Annotated in this window: 19 protein-coding genes and 2 pseudogenes; 9 read left to right on the top strand and 12 right to left on the bottom strand. The window is 62.3% G+C overall.

Annotation, left to right across the window (positions count from 1 at the left end; translation table 11 throughout):
* Positions 1-15: 15 nt before the first annotated feature.
* On the top strand, positions 16-363 hold the full coding sequence (locus AB3G45_RS13850) for a hypothetical protein (RefSeq protein ID WP_367831114.1): 348 nt from the start codon (positions 16-18) through the stop codon (positions 361-363).
* Between the two features lie 89 nt (positions 364-452).
* Here AB3G45_RS13850 and AB3G45_RS13855 read toward each other — a convergent pair whose 3' ends face one another.
* On the bottom strand, positions 453-638 hold the full coding sequence (locus tag AB3G45_RS13855) for a hypothetical protein (RefSeq protein ID WP_367831115.1): 186 nt from the start codon (positions 636-638) through the stop codon (positions 453-455).
* A 190-nt stretch (positions 639-828) separates the two neighbouring features.
* Between AB3G45_RS13855 and AB3G45_RS13860 the strand changes: the two genes are divergently transcribed.
* The 3 genes from AB3G45_RS13860 (at position 829) to AB3G45_RS13870 (ending at position 2,524) form a co-directional block, all read left to right on the top strand.
* A complete protein-coding gene (locus AB3G45_RS13860) occupies positions 829-1,014 on the top strand; it encodes a hypothetical protein (protein ID WP_367831116.1) in 186 nt (61 codons plus the stop codon).
* Positions 1,014-1,319, top strand: coding sequence for a hypothetical protein (locus AB3G45_RS13865; protein WP_367831117.1), 306 nt, complete (start codon positions 1,014-1,016; stop codon positions 1,317-1,319). Before AB3G45_RS13860 ends, AB3G45_RS13865 begins: the two co-directional genes overlap by 1 nt.
* Positions 1,320-1,408: 89 nt before the next feature.
* Positions 1,409-2,524 carry a hypothetical protein gene (locus tag AB3G45_RS13870; RefSeq protein WP_367831118.1) on the top strand — a complete coding sequence of 372 codons (1,116 nt, stop codon included), beginning with the start codon at positions 1,409-1,411 and terminating at the stop codon, positions 2,522-2,524.
* Positions 2,525-2,627: 103 nt separating this feature from the next.
* Here the strand turns inward: AB3G45_RS13870 and AB3G45_RS13875 are convergent, their stop codons facing one another.
* From AB3G45_RS13875 to AB3G45_RS13905, 7 genes are all read right to left on the bottom strand, one after another.
* A complete protein-coding gene (locus tag AB3G45_RS13875) occupies positions 2,628-2,864 on the bottom strand; it encodes a hypothetical protein (RefSeq protein ID WP_367831119.1) in 237 nt (78 codons plus the stop codon).
* 329 nt (positions 2,865-3,193) lie between these two features.
* Positions 3,194-3,844 carry a hypothetical protein gene (locus AB3G45_RS13880; protein ID WP_367831120.1) on the bottom strand — a complete coding sequence of 217 codons (651 nt, stop codon included), beginning with the start codon at positions 3,842-3,844 and terminating at the stop codon, positions 3,194-3,196.
* A 2-nt stretch (positions 3,845-3,846) separates the two neighbouring features.
* Positions 3,847-4,350: a phage baseplate assembly protein V gene (locus AB3G45_RS13885; RefSeq protein ID WP_367831121.1), complete on the bottom strand. Its 504-nt coding sequence runs from the start codon at positions 4,348-4,350 to the stop codon at positions 3,847-3,849.
* A gap of 37 nt (positions 4,351-4,387) precedes the next feature.
* A complete protein-coding gene (locus AB3G45_RS13890; RefSeq protein WP_367831122.1) occupies positions 4,388-7,222 on the bottom strand; it encodes a phage tail tape measure protein in 2,835 nt (944 codons plus the stop codon).
* Positions 7,219-7,437 (bottom strand): helix-turn-helix transcriptional regulator, encoded by a 219-nt coding sequence (locus AB3G45_RS13895; RefSeq protein ID WP_367831123.1) that lies wholly within the window; start codon positions 7,435-7,437, stop codon positions 7,219-7,221. The genes AB3G45_RS13890 and AB3G45_RS13895 overlap by 4 nt, the downstream gene beginning before the upstream one ends.
* Positions 7,438-7,515: 78 nt before the next feature.
* Positions 7,516-7,890, bottom strand: a complete 375-nt coding sequence (locus AB3G45_RS13900; RefSeq protein WP_367831124.1) for a hypothetical protein — start codon at positions 7,888-7,890, stop codon at positions 7,516-7,518.
* Positions 7,890-9,170, bottom strand: coding sequence for a tyrosine-type recombinase/integrase (locus tag AB3G45_RS13905; RefSeq protein ID WP_367831125.1), 1,281 nt, complete (start codon positions 9,168-9,170; stop codon positions 7,890-7,892). The genes AB3G45_RS13900 and AB3G45_RS13905 overlap by 1 nt, the downstream gene beginning before the upstream one ends.
* 520 nt (positions 9,171-9,690) lie before the next feature.
* Between AB3G45_RS13905 and AB3G45_RS13910 the strand changes: the two are divergent.
* Positions 9,691-9,813: pseudogene (locus AB3G45_RS13910) on the top strand (mandelate racemase); the annotation flags it as partial.
* A gap of 170 nt (positions 9,814-9,983) precedes the next feature.
* On the opposite strand, the gene AB3G45_RS13915 reads toward AB3G45_RS13910, so the two are convergent.
* The 4 genes from AB3G45_RS13915 to AB3G45_RS13930 all read right to left on the bottom strand — a co-directional run bounded on the left by AB3G45_RS13915 (position 9,984) and on the right by AB3G45_RS13930 (position 14,799).
* Positions 9,984-11,969, bottom strand: a complete 1,986-nt coding sequence (locus AB3G45_RS13915) for an FAD-dependent oxidoreductase (RefSeq protein WP_367831126.1) — start codon at positions 11,967-11,969, stop codon at positions 9,984-9,986.
* 75 nt (positions 11,970-12,044) lie between these two features.
* Positions 12,045-13,103: a glycine betaine/L-proline ABC transporter ATP-binding protein gene (locus AB3G45_RS13920; RefSeq protein ID WP_367831127.1), complete on the bottom strand. Its 1,059-nt coding sequence runs from the start codon at positions 13,101-13,103 to the stop codon at positions 12,045-12,047.
* Positions 13,096-13,983: an ABC transporter permease gene (locus tag AB3G45_RS13925; RefSeq protein WP_367831128.1), complete on the bottom strand. Its 888-nt coding sequence runs from the start codon at positions 13,981-13,983 to the stop codon at positions 13,096-13,098. The genes AB3G45_RS13920 and AB3G45_RS13925 overlap by 8 nt, the downstream gene beginning before the upstream one ends.
* Positions 13,984-14,169: 186 nt before the next feature.
* Entirely contained in the window at positions 14,170-14,799 is a 630-nt protein-coding gene (locus tag AB3G45_RS13930) for a TetR/AcrR family transcriptional regulator (protein ID WP_367831129.1), read from the bottom strand.
* Between the two features lie 145 nt (positions 14,800-14,944).
* Between AB3G45_RS13930 and AB3G45_RS13935 the strand changes: the two genes are divergently transcribed.
* The 4 genes and pseudogenes from AB3G45_RS13935 (at position 14,945) to AB3G45_RS13950 (ending at position 19,042) form a co-directional block, all read left to right on the top strand.
* Positions 14,945-16,981, top strand: coding sequence for an FAD-dependent oxidoreductase (locus tag AB3G45_RS13935; RefSeq protein WP_367829618.1), 2,037 nt, complete (start codon positions 14,945-14,947; stop codon positions 16,979-16,981).
* A gap of 44 nt (positions 16,982-17,025) precedes the next feature.
* Positions 17,026-17,281 (top strand): annotated as a pseudogene (locus AB3G45_RS13940) (electron transfer flavoprotein subunit beta/FixA family protein); the annotation flags it as partial.
* Positions 17,282-17,337: 56 nt separating this feature from the next.
* Entirely contained in the window at positions 17,338-18,267 is a 930-nt protein-coding gene (locus AB3G45_RS13945) for an electron transfer flavoprotein subunit alpha/FixB family protein (RefSeq protein WP_367831130.1), read from the top strand.
* Positions 18,268-18,421: 154 nt separating this feature from the next.
* Positions 18,422-19,042 carry an SH3 domain-containing protein gene (locus tag AB3G45_RS13950; protein WP_367831131.1) on the top strand — a complete coding sequence of 207 codons (621 nt, stop codon included), beginning with the start codon at positions 18,422-18,424 and terminating at the stop codon, positions 19,040-19,042.
* Positions 19,043-19,103 lie beyond the last annotated feature (61 nt).

Raw genomic sequence — 19,103 nt, forward strand, 5'->3', positions numbered from 1 at the left:
AATACTCCCCCGGCAATGGACATCCTGCCCCAACAGCGTATGCTTGGGATAGCGACGGTCGCTTACACGGGCGCCGTCGTTGAAAGCCCCATGGCTTTTGCCCAGCACGAGAAAGGCGGCAGGATGAATGTCTCCTGGACTAGCCAAGCTTATGAGCCCGAGGAACTGACATCCCTCAAGGCGGCGTTTGACGAAATAACGTCGCAGATTTGGTTTCGCCCCTCCGAAGAGGCGAAAAAAGGGTTTGCGAAGTACCTGTTTGCGACCTATCCCGCTGGTCTGTTTGATCGACAGCGGCATTTCGATGAGGTCGAGGCTGTCGCTCGACAGTACTATGCACGAGATGAAAAGGCTGCTCGGTAGAGCCTTCGCTCTGGCGGCGGGCGTCGTGCAAAGTGGCGGCGCCCATCTGATCTCTTGTCATCGGCCATCGTTGTCGGGAGGGCATCGCCCTAGATGCCACCTGCGTCGTCCGATTTCCCCCAGCCCAGCTTACGGCACAGCTCTTCACCCGCGCCGATCGCTTCCTTCTGGGTCTTGAAGGGGCCGGCCAGATAGTGCGACTTGCCGCGGAATTCGATTAGGACGCCTTTGGCCAGAACGTCATAGACGATGTGCATGCCAGTTTCATACTTCATCAAATCACCTCCTGCCCTCAATACGGCCGGCAGCGTGATCGGATCAAATTAATCAGCTCGTTAACCCAAAGAATTGAGGTTAATCAGGAAGCGGGTGGCGACCGCTCAGGTTCCACCTTGACTCCTTCCGAAATGAGAACAAAATAGGAACATAGTCCGCCGAGCGGACTCCATTCCTATGAGGTTCCCCATGTCCACCAAGGCCGCCACCCAGGAAATAGACGCAGTCATTGAAGCCTATGGCGGCGACGCACGGGCCGCGGTGCGCGAATTGCTGGCTGATGCGGACTTCCTGCGCGATCAGTTATACACCGCGTCTGTGCTGGTTTCGAAGGGATACGCGCGCAGTTGGAAGCCTCAGTATGAACGACCGTGATGCGCCACCGGCGCGGCATAGACATCACGGCCGGCAATACGATGGATCCGGCGACGCTCACCGGCGTCAACGTCTACGTGAACAGCCGCCAGCATTCCGTCGCCTTTCAGGACATTCCACAATGGTATGAGCTGGGCGCCCGGTGTTTCCGGTGCAAGCACGCCGGCTATCTGGATCGCTGGGAACTGGCGCGTCGCTTCGGCAAGAAGTGCATGATCATCACCCTTGAGCCGAAACTGCGGTCCACGCGATGCGGCAACCGTGAGGCCAATGATTTCGTGCTGGCGAAGATGGGGCGGGATTGAGCTGAGGTCTCACGGTGCCATGAACCCTAAAATAGGACTTGCACTGCTCCGTTGCTCGCCCTTAGATTGCGGCAGGGGTGGGGCCGATCATGTTATGGATTATTTTAGCATTCATACTGGTGACTCTGTCTTTGGTGATTGTCCTGGGACGATCGACTAGCCGCTCAAAACTTCCGTCAAACGAACACATTGCAATTGAGAACAAGAGGAAAGACTACTCGAAGCTCACCATCGAGACCCGCGTAATCATAACCGAAGATGACGATCCTGAGTACGAGCAGTTCGTTCGGGATTTGTGGTCATTGAGGGGCGTGCCGGGCAAGGGCACTGCCATAGAGAGGATATCCGGACGTGAAATCAATCGAATGATCGTTCATTCTCTGGTCGAAAAAGACTCCAGAATTTACGTCAACGCGATTATAGATGGACGCAGAAAAACGTTCGCGGCGGATAACAGGTGCAAATGGGCGCGGGACGGCAAACGCTTCAAGCCTGACGCGTTCCGTGTTGCAATCGACAACAAAGATGTCTCGGGATATCTCCGCCACGAAACGGCACCCGACTTTGCAGAGTACCCTCTACCGCCCGCGGGCAGCTTGGTTGGCTTAGTCTACTCGATGGAGTACGTTAGCGGCGACGGTGAGATTACCTCCCGCGTCTTCAGGCTGAACAGGGTTTTCGATAATCTTCAGCACATCATCCTGGAGGGGTTTTGCTATCTTAGAAACGAGGAGAGGACGCTACGCGCTGACCGAATTCTTAGATTGGCAAGACATCAAGATGGGAGCGAGATTGCAAAACCCCTAAGGTATTTTCGTGGGTTCCTTAGATCTGCGGAACTAAATGAAATGGGACACGAAGCAACCATGCGTCGCGCTCGCTCTGGTCTGGATATGTTGGTTTGGGTCGCCAACGCGGACAGTGCCTTAACCGAAGAGGAAATCGACGTTCTCATCGACTACATAGATGCGCGTGCGGGCGCAGCTTCAGAAGTTCGGTCATGGAACAGGGATGTCGCCCGGCACTGGGTTCGATGGCACAAGGTCACAGAGAACCAAGCACTAGGCGTGGCGTCGAAAATACCCAAAAATGGGAAAGAAATGCCGCTTGTCTTGAACTTCCTCGAACAAATGAAGAATCGTACACCAAGTCGCCTACTGGAGAACCGCGCGAAGAAAATCGAAAAAGTGCTCAGTGCTGATTGAGGTTGGGTATAATGAATGAGTTTATTGCAATTTCCATTCTGTCCTCAATATTGGGGGGAGCCGTTGGCACCCCCTGGTCCGGGCCGCATGTTGCTAATATTGATCATGTTCTTTTTTCCTCATGATGGGCGATTGCCACCCTTAATAGTTCTGTCTCCATGAGCGCAGACAGAGGCGCCGGCCGCGTCTCGCCGGGCGCGCCTATCCGCGGCACTGACAGCACATAGCCATCGCCACGGCGGAAGAGCGCGCAGCCTGGCAACACCAGGTCGCCGACCTCTGCGGTGAAGGTGCAGGAAATCCGTCCACTGGACGGATTCATATGTGTGATTTTGATCAAGGGAACCTTTCTGCCCGGCGGGCGTTCGGGGCGCGCAACGGGGGATACTTTGATGGATTTGCAAAAGCTAACGCTGGAGGAGATCGTGGCGCGCTTGCGTCATCTCGCTGAGCAGATCAGAGAGCAGGCGCGGCCGGCCAGCCCTGACCGGTAGGGCTCGTCGATCCGGCGCCCCCCCCCACCACGGGTCCCTTTTCAGCCGAAATACAACCGATGCGGGTCGGAAGTCCCGGCGGCGGGCTAGGCACAGCTCGGCAACCTCGGCAACGGGTTGCTTGAGAGGCGAAATGCCGGGTATTGGGGCTGTTGCGGTGTTGCCGAGGCGTTGCTCAGGTGAACAGCCCACCCGTCATCCTGTTGACGTGGTGGATGACACGCGGCTCAAGCCGTTCGGCGGTCTTGTCCCAGACTTTCGCCACCTCTCCCCGCAAGAGCTCCACGGGGATGAAAACGCCTGATTTCTGCTTCAGGAACTTCGTCCCCGAGCGCTCCCGCTTGACCAGACCCGACTTAACGAACGGGTTGTTCTTCGTGTAGTTGTAGGAATACCCGTCGGTATTCGCGCGAACGAACACCTGCCCATTCCAGGCGGGCTTGGCAACTCTCTTTGGCCAAAAACCTGCCTTCATAAAACTGGACGGGAAGACCTGCCGAACGCCACGAGGCGCAGCGCTCACGCCGATCCTGGTCTCGCGGGGTTTGAAGTGCTTCAGACTGATGTCACCACCCTGACCGTGAATCACGTAGGTTAGGGTGGCCGGCGTGGACTTGGTGACGTTCCGCCGCACCGCCTTCAGCGTCGTGCTCTTCCGCAGACCCGTCTGGACGGCAAGGGCACGGCCTGCCGCCGTGCCCCCAACTCTGCCTGTTTCGTTGATCGCACGGCTGAAGACCTGACCGGCCTTGCGCGGCGACTTGAGGGCCGCCGTCGCTTTGGTGAAGAGGGCGAGGCCGTCGCCCTTGATGTCGATTTTCAACATGGCTACACCGCATAAACCCGGCTTGCCGAACCAACAGCCGTATCCCCGTCGCTATCCGCGTCACCCTTACGGTGCAGGAGTTGGCCGCCTTCGCCGCCTAGATGCACCTCGCCATCCAGTACGATCTTGCTGGCCTTCAAGGTGATGCCGCCGCCAGTGATTTCGATGATGGAGTCGCCCACCTTCAGCCTGAGGGGCGCGTTAGCGTCGTTCTCCCGCGGGTTGTCGTCGCTGTAGGTGCCGAAGTCGATGCGCGCGTCCGTCAGATCGCCGCTTTCGGAAACCACATCGACCTGCTCACCGATGGCATAAACCACGTCTAGCTTGACGTTGCCGGCTCCGACCGTTTTAGGGCGGATCCAGGGCGTCAGATAGGGAACGCCGCCCTGCCTGGAGAGCTCCACCCGGTAGCGGCCTTTGTCGTCGGGGCCTTCGGCTACCGTGCCGGTTCGGCGCTTGTTGGCTGCGCGGCGCTCGCTCTCATGGATCCGCTCGCCAAAGCTCATCAAGATTGTTCCTAAATTTCCTGCCATTTATGAGGCCTCACTTATAAACCATGTTGTCAGCCAATTCGAAGCCGAAGGCGCCTTCCATTTGGCTGATGAGATAGCTGCCCACCCCGTCGGAAACGTTCCGCGCGAATGCGTCCGGGTCGCCGCCAACCGGTGCGTTCACCGGGATATGGATCACGGGCTGAATGTTGAAGGTGTGGCCACCACCCCGGACCGGGCCGCCACCACCTGACGAACCCGCCGCAGCCGCCCGATATGCATCATGCGGCGAGATCATGCCCGACGCGCCGGGACTGAACAGCTCAGGCCCGCGCTCGCCGACGACATAGAGCCCGCCGCTCCGGACTGGGCCACCCTTGGCGCGCGCGCCGTCAACGGCTGGCTTTTGTGCAGGAGCCTCTTCGCCGCCTCCAAGCCATGACGGCATTTTCGGCCACGAGATGATGTTGCTAAGATCGATCCTGCCGATCGCCGCCCTGATCTTGTCAGGCAGGGACGTGAACCAGGCCAGAAGCTCGCCCGCCTTCGCGGTCACGCCATCAATGATGCGCTGGATCATGTCGACGCCCGCCTGGAACATCGCAGAGTTCAGCGCTTTGAAACCGTCGATGAGCTTTCTCGTCACTGCATAGGCATTGTCCTCAATCACCATCTGATGCTGGCGCGTGAGGTCATTTGACTGGAATAGCGAACCGAGCCAGCTAGCCGCCTCTTTGAACTGCTCCCATGCCCATTTCGCAGCATCCCCCAGTGCGGAGAACGACTGCGCGAACGGGTCGAGCACGGGCCACAGGAAATCGATGGCTGGCTGAAGCTCTTCGCCGATTGCGCGGGCAACGCCCGTCACGATGCTGCTGATACGATCCCAGTTCTGCCAGAGCGCCAAGCCGGCACCAGCAACAAGCGCAACACCCGCACCGATGGCGAACCACGCCGGTGCCGAGATGGTGGCCAGTGCAGCACCAACGGTAGTGAGGGCGCCACCGATTGCGGTAACGCCGGGCACGGCGGCTGCCATGCCGCCGAGCGCAGCGCGCACCGTTTCAAGTTTGGTTAGGCCCGCGCCGTTGAGGCCTCCGTCCAGCATGGCGGCCATGCCGGCGTTCTTCGATGTGGAGAGCGCCTTGAGGGACCGCTGAAGCGCAACCGCTTCCGTGGCGGCCGTAGTGAAGTGCGAAGCCAGGCGCGCTACCGGAATGACCATGGACAGGACGCCGCCCTTGGTCCACAAAAACGCGAACCGCGTGGCGGTCATGGCGATGTTGAAGCCGACAACGGCAGCCGTTGCGGCCACGATGGCAGAGGTAGCTTCCGGATAGCGTTCTGCCAGATCCGCGATCCCGGTGACTATAGGGGCCACCTTGTCGATGACCGCATTGAGGCCCGGCAGAAGGGTGGCACCAATGGACGCGGAAAGGTTTTCCAGCGCGGCCTGCATGCGCAGCAGCGCGCCTTCCGAAGTCTTCATGCGGCGCGCAAAGTCGGCCTCGACCGTCCCTTGCGCCGCCATGGCCTCGGCGCGTATGCGTCTGTATTCCTCCATGTTCTGGATCAGCGGCCGCAGGCCTTGCTGAACCTGGGCGTCGCTGAAGAGGTCGCCGAGCTTCCCAAGGTCGCCCTTGAGCGTTTTATTCGTGATGTCCGCGATGGCCTCAATCGGACTCATGCCGGCTTCGGCGCGCTTCTTCAGCTCGCGCTCAAGATTGACGCCCATCTTTTTGAAGGCCTTGATCGTCTGCGGCGCGCGGATCTTCTGCAGGACGTTCGACAGGTTCGTTGCCGCCGAAGCGGAATCCCCTGTGCCCTTTCGGACGATCTGCAAAGCAGCCGAGAGGTCGGCCACAGCCGGCACGCCGGTCTGGCCGAGAGCCTGATATCCTGCGCCGAGGGCGGGGAAGTATTGCGCCATATCTTTGAGCTCGAAAGCCCCAGCCTTGCCAGCCTGGGCCATGGCATCCAAAGCTTTGCCGAACTGGTCGGCGGGGACCTTCAGGTTGTCGAGCGCGGCGTAACCGGCTGACGACAGGTCAGTGATGCTGGCCTTGTAAGCGAAGGCGGCTTTGCCGATGTTGGGCAAAAGCTTGAGCGCGTCACCCTCAGAGGCGCCGAGGCCGAGAAGGGTGTCCATCCCTTCCGCCATCTGGCTGCCTGCTTGGTTTGTCTGCCGGCCGATCAGGCGAAGCTGTTTCCCCAGTTCCGCCAGCCGTTTCTGGGGAATGTCGGCCTTCTGGCCAATGTCCTCTAGCTTGGATTCGAAAGCGACAGCGGCCTTGACCGGAGCGGTGAGACTCCGCGCCAAAGTATAATCGCGGGTCCATGACAGGGCGAATGCGGTACTCTTGACGGAGTCCTTCATCTTGGCGCCGCGGAAGACGCGGACCGTCTCGCTCAAGCTCGACAGCGTTTCGATCTCCTCCGGATCCATCAGGTGATTTCGCTCTACCTCTTGGAAGTATGTTACGACAGAGGTCAGGCTTCCACCGTTTAGCGCCAGAACGGACCCAGATTTCCCGTCTATCCACGCCCCCTTAAGAAGGGCCGCTCGAACCCGTGAGCCGGCTCCATGATTGTAAAGCAGTGCAGCGGGAACGCGCCCCCGCGTGGCATTCGCCAGCGAGTATATGAGATGAACCGCGGCCTCGACCGCTGCGTCATCGTCCTTGTCGCCCTGGATGACGATATCGCAGAAACTGTCGATCGCCTTCAGTTCGAAGTCGTGAGGCTGGTCGTCGCCATGATGCAGACCTTCTTCGATGAGGTAGCGGCGATGCGCGATGATCTCTGCAACGGCGAACTTCCAGAACCAGTCCGATCGCTGCTGCGGGCTGGCTATGCTCCAGGACAACATGGAGTGCAGCCGGCTCATGCTGCACCTCGCAGTTTACCGTTATCATTGGCCGGCTGCCACGTACTCGTGCGCGCGCGCTCAGCCTTCCAGGCGTCGAGATCGGCGACATCATAGATAACGGCGCGTCCCAACTTGTAGAACCGCGGCCCGCCACCGAAGCAGCGCAGCTTGTCAAGCGTGGATTTCGAAAGCCCGAGATGGGCTGCGGCTTCTTGGGTTCGGATATTTGTCATGGCATCTCCTCTTCAAGGTTGGTGATGCCGTGAATATGATTGAATTGCCGGTGCCTTTTTAGGCCGAATAAATCCCATTTACTCGCGGGAGGCTTCGTCGGCCGCCGCCTTTGCCTCATTGTACTCCGCAACGGCCTTTCGGATGTGCGACTCCGAATGGCAGAATTTCTTTGAAAGCAGCAGGAGCACGTCCTCATATTTCTCCCCGCGCCCCCGCAGAGAATGAAACTCTTCCCCGATATCGAACCAGTACCTAGTATGCGCCTTCTGCCGGCCCCTTTTCCGCTTTGGGGGCTTGATCATTTCGGCCGCGAGCCTCTGGACTACCTTGTCCGCCGTTCCTGCCTTGAGCAACGCAACAATAGCGGTCTTCGCATCTTCCGTGCGCCCTTCGGACAGTGCCGCCTCAATGGGCAGCGCCTGAAGACTGAAACCATCGGGGAGGCGTGCCATTACTTCCCTCCCATAGCGGTAGCGATCCGATCGGCGATGACGTCCGCGGCACGGCGAACGGGATCAGCGTCTAGATGCGCATACCGAGCGGTCGTCGCGGCCTGGCTATGCCCCAGCAATTTGCCAAGGATGGGGAGCCCCAAGCCACTGCCGGCGCCAACGCTCGCAAAGGAATGGCGTAGATCATGAAGCCGAACCCCCTCTAATCCTGCGCGGGCGCGGATCGCCTCCCACGGCTTTTTCAAATCGTGCCGCGGGCGCTCGTTCTCGGTTCCAGCACTCGAACTGGCTATGACGTATCTCCCGACACGGGGGAGGGCGGTTAGCACGTCAATAGCGGCAGTCGAGGCGACGATCACCTTTTTGCCGGTCTTGCTATCCGACAACAACAGCAAGCCCCGATCGAAATCAATGTCCGTCCACCGGAGGTCAAGGATTTCGCGCAGCCGGCATCCCGTCAAGACCAGCAGCCGGATCGCGCCTGTGACATGGGGCGAGAAGACGGTAACGCGGTTTTCCTGTTTCGGGGCGTGCTTAGCGGTTGGCTTCGTCTCATCCACATCGTAGGGCAGTCCAGTCGTTTCGGCCTCTGTCAGGGCTGCGCCAAGCGCCGCGAGTTCTTCCGAGGAAAGGTATCGCTCCTTCTGGTTTTCCCTATACCGCTCGACCTTTGGGACAGGATTGAAGCCTTCCGGCACCAGTCCTTCACCAGCGGCCCAGTTGAACATGGCGCCGAGAACGGCGAGCGCCCGGTTCGCCGTTGTCCGGCCACCATTGGGTAAATCTTTGCGGCCGCGGGTGATCGATGCCTGCATTCGCGTAACGTCGGCACGCGTCACCTGCGAAGCTCGCATCGACCCGATAGCGGGCAAGACGTGATCGTTGAGCACCCATCGATACAGCCGTTCGGTATTGCCTTTTCGCTTTTCCGAAACATGCTTATCGAGGTAGCTTTCGGCCACCTCTTTTACCGTCATCGCCGCCCGCTCCTCGGCCCGTGCCGCCGCAGGATCGGCTCCAAGCGTGACCCTTGCCAACGTTTTTGCAGCCTCGTCGCGGGCTTCCTCAGGCGAGTGCGTCGCGGGCGTGCCGATTTTAATGCGCTTCTTGGAGACGGACCGGCCGCCGACGCCAGGGCGGTACTCCAGGATCCACGATCGGGCTCCACTCGGCATGACCTTCAAGCCGAAGCCCTTGACGTCGGTGTCGTAGTAGGTAGTTGCCTTTGCCGCAGCCTCGATCGCTGCAACGGCCTTCCTTGTGAGCTTAATTGTCGGCAACTGCAGATCCTCTGATTTTCCATTCCAGTCGCCACCGAGTCGCCACCATGAGGTAAAACAGGCGGAAATTGGTGGAAAGGTATGGAAACCAATATAGTGAATATCCTATAAAAAACAATAGAATATGAAAGACGGGGAAATTCAGGGAAACTTGACTTTGATAACTCTTAATCAGCGGGTCCACGGTTCGAGCCCGTGATCACCCACCATTTTCCTCTTATGAGGCAAATGGTTACGCTGATTTCTTCTATTGATCTCTCCGATATGGATCGGGTCGCAACCCTTTCTTCCTGCGGTGGCAGGCATGTCTTTTGAGCGAGGCGGGCATGGTAGGCGCGCGCCTGGATAGTTGCGCCAAATCACCTCAAATCATCTCCCGCGTGCCGTCTTCCCCTTCCCGTGACTTCTGCAAGCCGGATGAGCGAAGCGCTCTTCCGCGGACGAAATCGCGCGTCGCTCGGTGCGGAGCCTGTCCGCCCGGTCAGGACGCAGGCCCCTCGCAGCTCGGATGAGCTGGTGCACGCCCTTCGGTTCCACTTGGATCGCCTTCCATGCCCGCGGGGTGCGCGCCGGCATCGCGGAAATCGCACCGAGCCTGATCGGGCGCGATCCGCGGCGGGTCGACCGCATCAAAGAGGCGATCGTCCATCCCGGCCAGACGGTTCCCGAGAAGAACCTGAGGAGCGTGCTCGAATGCCCGGCCTCGGCATCACGCCGCGGATGGATGCCTTGGGCGAGCCGGTGGCGACATACGCGTGAGGGGAGGGAACCAGGCGGTCGCCGCCGACCGCGCCTTGGATCGCATCGGCGAGGTCAAACCTCCAGTCCCGCTTTCCTGCCCTCGAAAAACGCGTAGGGTGCCTGCCGCGGGGCCGCGCAGTCGCCGATCTGGCGCGTCGCGACACCGAGGTCCCGAAGCCCCGGCATCAGCCAGTCCATGGCGGCGTTCGTGGTGGCGGTCACGAGCGTATCGGCCTCGACGAAGCGGTTCTCGCCGGTGTTGTGCTCGACGATGGTCGCGCCGTTGCCGTGCCATTCGGTGATGCTGGCCTCGACGATCCAGTCGACGCCGAGCTTGCGCAGCGCCTGGCGCATGGGAACGTCCGCCGCGGTCCTTTGCAGCTCCTTGCCGACGAAGGGATCGGGCGTGAGGATCGTCACCCGGTGGCCTTCCTCGGCGAGCTTCCAGGCGGTGCCGCCGCCGCGCCAGCCGCCGCCCTCGTCGAGCAGCAGCACATGCTTGCCGGGCCGCGCCTGTCGCGCCATGACGGCTTCGACGGTGAAGACATTGCCCTTTTCGATGCCCGGCATGGCCTCGACCGTCGGTAGCGCCTTCTGGAAGCCCGTCTCGGGCGAATAGGAGCCGGTCGCGGCGATCACGATGTCGAAGTCGGCCGGGTCGATCTCCCCGGCTTCCAGATAGGTGTTGAGGCGGACCTCCACGCCCAGCTTTTCGAGCTGGCGTTCATACCAGGCGATGAGATCGAGGATCTGCGCGCGCCGCGGCTGCAGGCCGGCGAGAAGGAAATTTCCGCCGAGGCGAGGGGCGGCTTCCGCCAGCGTCACCCGATGGCCGCGCTCGGCGGCGACACGCGCCGCCTCCAGCCCGGCCGGGCCGCCGCCGATCACCAGCACGCGCTTCGGATCGCCCGCCTTGGAGAAGCGGTCGCCGCCCCATTCGGTCTCGCGGCCGACGGAGGGGTTGATCAGGCAGCTGATCCAGTAGTCCCGCGAGCGGCGGCCCCAGCACATCTGGTTGCAGGAGATGCAGCCGCGGATGTCGTCCGGGCGGTCCTCGCCGGCCTTGGCGGCGAGATGTGGATCGGCGATCTGGCCGCGCACGATGGAGACGAGGTCCGCCGCGCCTTCGCCGAGCACCGTCTCGGCGTTTTCCGGGGTGCGGATATGGCTTTCGGCGATCACGACGGCATTCCTGACGACGCCCTTCAGCACGGCGGCAAGGTCCGCGCCGAGCTTTTCGGGATAGAGGAAGGTCGGCATCAGCTTGTAGAAATCGAGGTAGCCGCCCGAACCGCAGGTGACGTAGTCGATGAGGCCGAGCTCGTCGTGCAGCTTGATAATCTCGGCGAGTTCGTCGCGCTGGAGCGCGACCTTCACGTCCGGCTCGTCGGAAACGGCAAGGCCGATGATGAAGTCGGGACCGCAGACGGCGCGGATGCGGGTCAGGATTTCCCGCGACATGCGCGTGCGGTTCTCCAGCGAGCCGCCCCATTCGTCCTCGCGCCGGTTGCACCAGGGCGTCCAGAACTGGTCGACCATGCCGAGATAGGCAGCCCAGACCTCGACGCCGTCGAAGCCCGCGTCGCGACATCGCCGCGCGGCCTCCACGAATCCGTCGATCGTCTCGCGGATCTCGGCCTCGCTCATCGGGTGCGAGCCGTCGCTGTCATGGTAGCTCGGCGCGCCGGAGGGCGACCAGTGCGGGTGGAAGGAATTGTCGGAATCGCCGTGCGCGCCGACATGGTAGAGCTGCTGGATCGCCACCGTGCCATGCCGCTTGATGGCGTCGACCACCTTCTTGAAATGCGGGATGACGGCATCGTCCGAGTGGAGGAAATTGCTGCGGGTGAGCACGGCGGCGGCATGCACGGGCATGGGTTCGACGACGATCATCGCCGCGCCGCCGATCGCCCGCTCCTCGTAATAGGCGGCGTGGCGCTCGGTGGGCAGGCCTTCGACGGCCATGTTGGCGGTGTGCGCGCCGAAGACGATGCGGTTCTTCAGCGTTTTCGTGCGCAGTCCAAGCGGAGAGAAAAGGCGGGGAAATTTTTTCGACATCGCGCAAGTTCCTGCGGGTCAAGGATTTTCCGGAAGGCGGAGAGGAAGGGGCCGGCGCCGCGCGCCGGCCTCCTGTCATGCCGCGGCGCGCTGGCCGCTCTCCTGTGCATTGACCATGGCGCCGGCCAACTGGCGGAAGGTGACGGTGCCGACGGGCTTGCCGGCGGCGTCGACCACCGTGATGTCGCCTTCGGGCGCGTCGGCGAGCAGGCGGACGGCGTCCTCGATCGTGACGTCTGCGCAAACGACCGGCCCGCTTGCCGCCGGCGCGCCGAGGGGCCGCATCACGGCATCGACCTGAACGACCCGGCCGCGGTTCACTTCCTTGACGAAATTGGCGACGTAGTCGTCCGCCGGCCGCAGCACGATATCCTGCCTGCTGCCCTGCTGGATGACCTCGCCGTCGCGCAGGATGGCGATCTGGTCGCCGAGGCGCAGCGCCTCGTCGAGATCGTGCGTGATGAAGACGACGGTTTTCTTGATCTCCTTCTGCAGGTCGAGCAGCACCGTCTGCATGTCCGTGCGGATGAGCGGATCGAGCGCCGAATAGGCCTCGTCCATCAGGAGCACCGGCGCGTCATTGGCAAGCGCCCGGGCAAGGCCGACGCGCTGCTGCATGCCGCCGGAGAGCTGGTTGGGGTATTTTTCCTCGAACCCCTTGAGGCCGACGCGCTCCAGCCAGCGCATCGCGGTGTCGATGCATCGCGCGCGGGAAACGCCTTGCAGTTCCAGCCCGAAGACCGTGTTGTCGAGCACGGTGCGGTGGGGCAGGAGGGCGAATTTCTGGAACACCATCGCCGTCTGGTGGCGGCGGAATTCGCGCAGCTTCGCCTCACCCATCGTCACCACGTCGACGCCGTCGACCAGCACCTCGCCGGCGGTCGGGTCGATCAGCCGGTTGATATGGCGGATCAGCGTCGACTTGCCGGAGCCGGACAGGCCCATGATGACCTGGATCGAGCCCGAGGGCATCTCGATATTGATGTCGCGAAGGCCGAGCACATGGCCGAACTGCGCGTTGAGCTCCGCCTTGGTGAGGCCGTTCCTGACGGCCTCGATGTGGCTTGCGGCATTCGGGCCGAAGATCTTGTAGAGATGGCGGATCCTGATGCCGCCGAAAGCGTGATCAGCCATGGACGATCTCCCGGTGCTTCTGGAGGCGCTGGCCGTAGGCCTGGCTGACGCGGTCGAACATGATGGCGATGCCGACGATGGCGAGGCCGTTGAAGATGCCGAGCGTGAAATACTGGTTGGAGATGGCTTTCAGCACCGGCTGGCCGAGGCCCTGCACGCCGATCATCGAGGCGATGACCACCATGGCGAGCGCCATCATGATCGTCTGGTTGATGCCGGCCATGATGGTGGGCATCGCCAGCGGCAGCTGGACCTTGAAGAGCTTCTGCTTGCGGTCGGCGCCGAAGGCGTCGGCGGCTTCGAGCACGTCCTTGTCGACGAGGCGGATGCCGAGATTGGTCAGGCGGATCATCGGCGGGATGGCGTAGATGACGACGGCGATGAGGCCCGGCACCTTGCCGATGCCGAGCAGCATGACGACCGGGATGAGATAGACGAAGCTCGGCATGGTCTGCATGACGTCGAGGATCGGATTGACCACCCGCTGAACCCGGTCGGAGCGCGCCATGAGGATGCCGACGGGAAGGCCGATGGCAATCGACAGCACCGTGCAGACGAAGATCATCGCCACGGTCCGCATCGTGTCCATCCACATGTCGAAATAGCCGATCAGCATGAGGGTCACGAGACAGCCCAGGACGATCTTGAGGCTGCGGCTGGCAAGCCATGCGATGGCGAGAACGAGGACGAGGATGATCGGCCAGGGCGTCTGGGTCATGAAGCGATCGGCCGCGATCAGGAAGTGCTGCAAGGGGGCGAAGACGCCCTCGATGGCATCGCCATAGGCACGCGTGAAGGCGCGGAACCCGTTATCGATGACCTTCTTGAGATCGCGTAGCGCCCCGTCGTTCATGTTCGGGAATTTGTAAAACCATTCCATTCGGTTCCCCAATCTTGGACAGAAGCCGTTCGGTCTTTTTGTTGTTTTCCGGCGGTTGAAGTGCGGCGCATCCTGCATGCGCCGCTTCGATCTTTTCGGCAGGCTCCGCTATGTCTCCATGGTCGCCGCGGAACCGCCGGGCGCAGGCCTTGCCGATCCTCAAACCTCCGGCCGCTTCCACGTTTTCTACTCCGGTTTGTAGCCATGGCGCGCGAAGAACCGGTCGAGTTCGCGCTGCTGCGGAACCTCTCCGGTGTAGATCGCGATGTAATCCGGGATTCGCTTCATGCGCAGCGCGATGTCTTCGCTCGCCTGCATCGAGATGTAGCCGATCTGCACGAGGTAGGTGGTGCGCGCGCGAACGTCGGCGGGGCCTTCCTCGTAGCCGAACCGCATGAACATGCGCCTCAGGGCCTCCATCCGGATCTGATCCGCGCGGTGGACCTCTTCGAGAATCTCGGGAGCCTGAAGGGCCCAGCTTCGTACGGCGAATTCGAACTGGGAATCGAAGAGTTCCTTGTTGAGCCAGCAGTCGAAGACGTTCAGCATCGCTTCGGCCAGCGATTCCGCATAGGCTTCCGACTGCTTGACGATGCTGCCGGTGTTCTTGTCGCGCCACCGGGCGACCAGGCCGCTCAACAATTCCTCCCGATCCTTGAAGAACCAATAGAAGCTGGTGCGCGACAGATTGAGCCGCTTGGCGAGCGGCAGGATCTTCACGGAATCGACCCCCGATTCCAGAAGGGAGGTGTAGGCAGCTTCCAACCAACCCTCCTGCGATCCTCGCCAGCCGCTGTCGCTCGTCGCCTGTTCCATGAATGCCTCCTAGCAAAGGATGAAAGCCGATGCAAGAAAAATGTACATGAGTGTCAGAATGAAGAGCCGAACTGTTTTCTCAGTTGACACATATGTACATTCAAGCGTAGCGTCGGTCCGTTGTTTCTAATCTGGAGCCCGTCGCATGTCGAACGATCCTCTGCTTCAGCCCTATCAGCTCAAGCACCTTACCTTGCGAAACCGCATCATCGTGACGTCGCATGAGCCGGCCTATCCGGAGGACGGCATGCCGAAGGGGCGCTACCGGGCCTACACGCTGGAGCGGGCCAGGGGCGGGGTGGCGCTGACGATGACGGCGGGCTCGGCCGCCGTCTCCAAGGACAGCCCGCCGGTCTTCAACAACCTGCTCGCCTACAAGGACGAGATCGTCCCGTGGATCCGGGAGATGACGGACGCCGTGCACGAGGAGGGGGCGGCGATCATGATCCAGCTCACCCATCTCGGCCGCCGCACGCGCTGGGACAAGGGCGACTGGCTGCCCGTCGTCGCGCCGTCGCATCACCGCGAGGCGGCGCACCGCGCCTTTCCCAAGAAGATGGAAGACTGGGATATCGAGCGCGTCATCAAGGATTTCGCCGATGCGGCCGAGCGCATGAAGGCCGGCGGCATGGACGGCGTCGAACTGGAGGCCTACGGCCACCTGATCGACCAGTTCACCTCGCCGCTGACCAACGAGCTCGACGGCCCCTATGGCGGCTCGCTCGACAATCGCATGCGCTTCTGTTTCGACGTGTTCAGGGCGATGCGCGAGCGGGTCGGCGACGACTTCATCCTCGGCGTGCGCTACACGGCCGACGAATGTCTTCCCGGCGGCACGGGCAAGGCCGAAGGCCTTGAGATCTCGCGCCGTCTCAAGGATAGCGGCCTCATCGACTATCTCAACGTCATCCGCGGCCATATCGATACGGATCCCGGCCTGACCGACGTCATCCCGATCCAGGGCATGGCGAACGCGCCGCATCTCGACTTCGCCGGCGAGATCCGCGCGGCGACCAGGTTCCCGACCTTCCATGCCGCCAAGATCCCGGATGTCGCGACGGCCCGCCATGCGATCGCCGCCGGCAAGGTCGACATGGTGGGCATGACCCGCGCCCACATGACCGACCCGCATATCGTGCGCAAGATCATCGAGAAGCGCGAGGACGATATCCGCCCCTGCGTCGGCGCCAACTACTGTCTCGACCGCATCTACCAGGGCGGCCTTGCCTTCTGCATCCACAATGCGGCGACGGGCCGCGAGGAGACGATGCCGCACAGGATCGCCAAGGCGGACATGCGCCGGAAGGTGGCGATCGTCGGCGCCGGCCCGGCCGGTCTGGAGGCGGCGCGCGTTGCGGCCGAGCGCGGCCACGAGGTGGTCGTCTTCGAGGCGGCGAACGTTCCCGGCGGCCAGATCCGCCTGACGGCGCAGAGCGAGCGCCGGCGCGAGATGATCAGCATCATCGACTGGCGCATGAGCCAGTGCGAGAAGCTGGGCGTCACCTTCCACTTCAACACCTGGGCGGAGGCCGATACGATCACGGCGGAAAACCCTGACGTCGTGATCGTCGCGACGGGGGGCCTGCCGCATACGGAGGTGCTGACGAAGGGCAACGAGCTGGTCGTCTCCTCCTGGGACATCATCTCCGGCGACGTGAAGCCGGGAACGAACGTGCTCGTCTACGACGATGCGGGCGACCATGCCGGCCTGCAGGCCGCCGAGTTCATCGCCAGGGCGGGCGGCAAGGTCGAGATCATGACGCCGGACCGGTCCTTCGCGCCCGAGGTCATGGCGATGAACCTCGTGCCCTATATGCGCTCGCTGCAGAAGCTCGATACGACCTTCACGGTGACATACCGGCTGGAGGCGGCGGAACGGAGCGGCAATCAGATCATCGCCCATGTCGGCAGCGACTACGGCGGCGTCAGCAAGCGGCGCACGGTTGACCAGATCGTCGTCAACCACGGCACCGTTCCGCTGGACGATCTCTATTTCGAGCTGAAGCCCGGTTCGACGAACCTCGGTGCGGTCTCCTATGACGAGTTGCTGGCCGGCGCGCCGCAGACGGTCGAGCGCAATCAGGAGGGCACCTACCAGCTCTTCCGGATCGGCGACGCGGTGGCCGCCCGCAACACGCATGCCGCGATCTACGACGCTCTGCGCCTCGCCAAGGACATTTGATGACGAGAGCGGGCGGCGCTGGCCGGCCGTGGGAGGAAATGACGATGAAAATCCTGGTCCCCGTCAAGCGGGTCGTCGACTACAACGTGAAGATCCGCGTCAAGGCGGACGGCTCGGGCGTCGAGCTTGCGAATGTCAAGATGTCGATGAACCCGTCGACGAGATTTCCGTGGAAGAGGCGCTGCGGCTGAAGAAGCCGGCAAGGCCGAGGAAGTGGTCGTCGTGTCGATCGGCCCGGCCAAGGCAGAAGAGACGCTGCGCACGGCCCTTGCCATGGGCGCCGACCGCGCCGTGCTGGTCGACAAGCTGAAAAACGAAGCCGGCGTGCTCTGAGACCGGAAAGGGAGAACTAAACCATGGCCATTCTTCTTCTGGCAGATCACGACAACGCCACCCTTTCCGACCAGACCACCAAGGCGCTGACGGCGGCAAGCAAGATCGGTTCGGACGTGCATGTGCTCGTCGCCGGCAGCAATGCGAAGGCCGCCGCCGAGCAGGCGGCAAAGCTCTCCGGCGTGACGAAGGTCCTCGTCGCCGACGACCAAAACCTTGCCAACAACCTCGCCGAACCGCTGGCAGCGCTCATCGTCTCGCTGGCCGGCAGCTATGACGCCATCGTCTCGGCGGCGACCTCGGTGGGCAAGAACGTGCTGCCGCGCGTTGCCGCGCTGCTCGACGTCGCGCAGGTCTCGGAGATCGTCGAGGTCGTCTCTTCCGACACGTTCAAGCGTCCGATCTATGCCGGCAATGCCATCCAGACGGTGCAGTCGACGGACGACAAGAAGGTGATCACCGTCCGCACGGCGTCCTTCGCCGCTGCCGGCGAAGGCGGAAGCGCGGCCATCGAGACCGTCTCGGCCGCAGCAAACCCGGGCCTCTCGACCCACGTCAAGGATGCACTCTCCTCGTCGGACCGTCCGGAACTGACGTCTGCCAAGATCATCATCTCGGGCGGCCGTGCGCTCGGCTCGTCGGAAAAGTTCCGGGAAGTCATCCTGCCCGTCGCCGACAAGCTCGGTGCAGCGGTTGGCGCAAGCCGTGCTGCCGTCGATGCGGGCTATGCGCCGAACGACTGGCAGGTCGGGCAGACAGGCAAGGTGGTCGCGCCGCAGCTCTACATCGCCTGCGGCATCTCCGGTGCGATCCAGCATCTCGCCGGCATGAAGGACTCGAAGGTGATCGTTGCGATCAACAAGGACGAGGAAGCCCCGATCTTCCAGGTCGCCGACTACGGCCTCGTCGGCGATCTCTTCGACATTCTGCCCGAACTCGAAAGGGCGCTGTGAGCGGTCAGCCTGAAGGGCAAGCCGGATCGGGGGCCCCATCGGACGAAAACGCTTGCGCAGGAACGATCTGGTGGAATGATGAGGAGAAGCCGGGCGGAGGCCCGGATCTCAGGTTCGCATCCCTGCAAGACATGGCGGAAAGGCGGTGAGAGGAATGGCCCGGGACCGATCGAAGATCCTCTTTCGCGCCGCCGCGCTCTTCTGCCTCATCCCCATGGCGGCGGCGGCCGATGACGCTGTGGCGGAGGGCGCGCACGAAGCCTGCGCGATCTCCGCCTGGAGCACCGATCCCGATCCGAACGGACTCAACGTGCGGGCCGCCCCGCAGGACGACGCGGCGATCATCGGCACGCTTCCGGCGGCCCGCGACGTCGGCGGCGAGCGCTTCGCCACCGAAGTGTCGATCACGGGCTCGAAGGACGGCTGGCTGCGGATATCGGAGGGCTGGGTGCTCGACTATATCGGTGACGACCCGACCGAGGTCGTCTTCAAGGGCGTGGGCTGGGTGTCGGGGCGCCATATCGGTCTCGGGCTCAACAACCGGCATCTGCGCCGCGGTCCCGCGCACGACGCCCCCGTGGTCGCCACGCTCGCGGGCACGATCGACGGCATGCCCTACGGGCCGGATTCGATCCTGGTCGACCGCATCCACGCCTGCCGGGGCGACTGGCTGGAGGTCGAGGGCGTCTTGACGATCGACGGTATTGTCCGCGGACCCCGCCTGCGTGGCTGGACGACGGGAACCTGTTCGAACCAGGTGACGACCTGCCCCTGACGCCGGCATTTCCTGCTGACCTGTGCCGGCCCGATGAAAAAGGCTATCCTGTCGCGGTGAT

Origin of the sequence: Shinella sp. S4-D37, from assembly GCF_040812195.1 — a bacterium.
Lineage (GTDB): Bacteria > Pseudomonadota > Alphaproteobacteria > Rhizobiales > Rhizobiaceae > Shinella.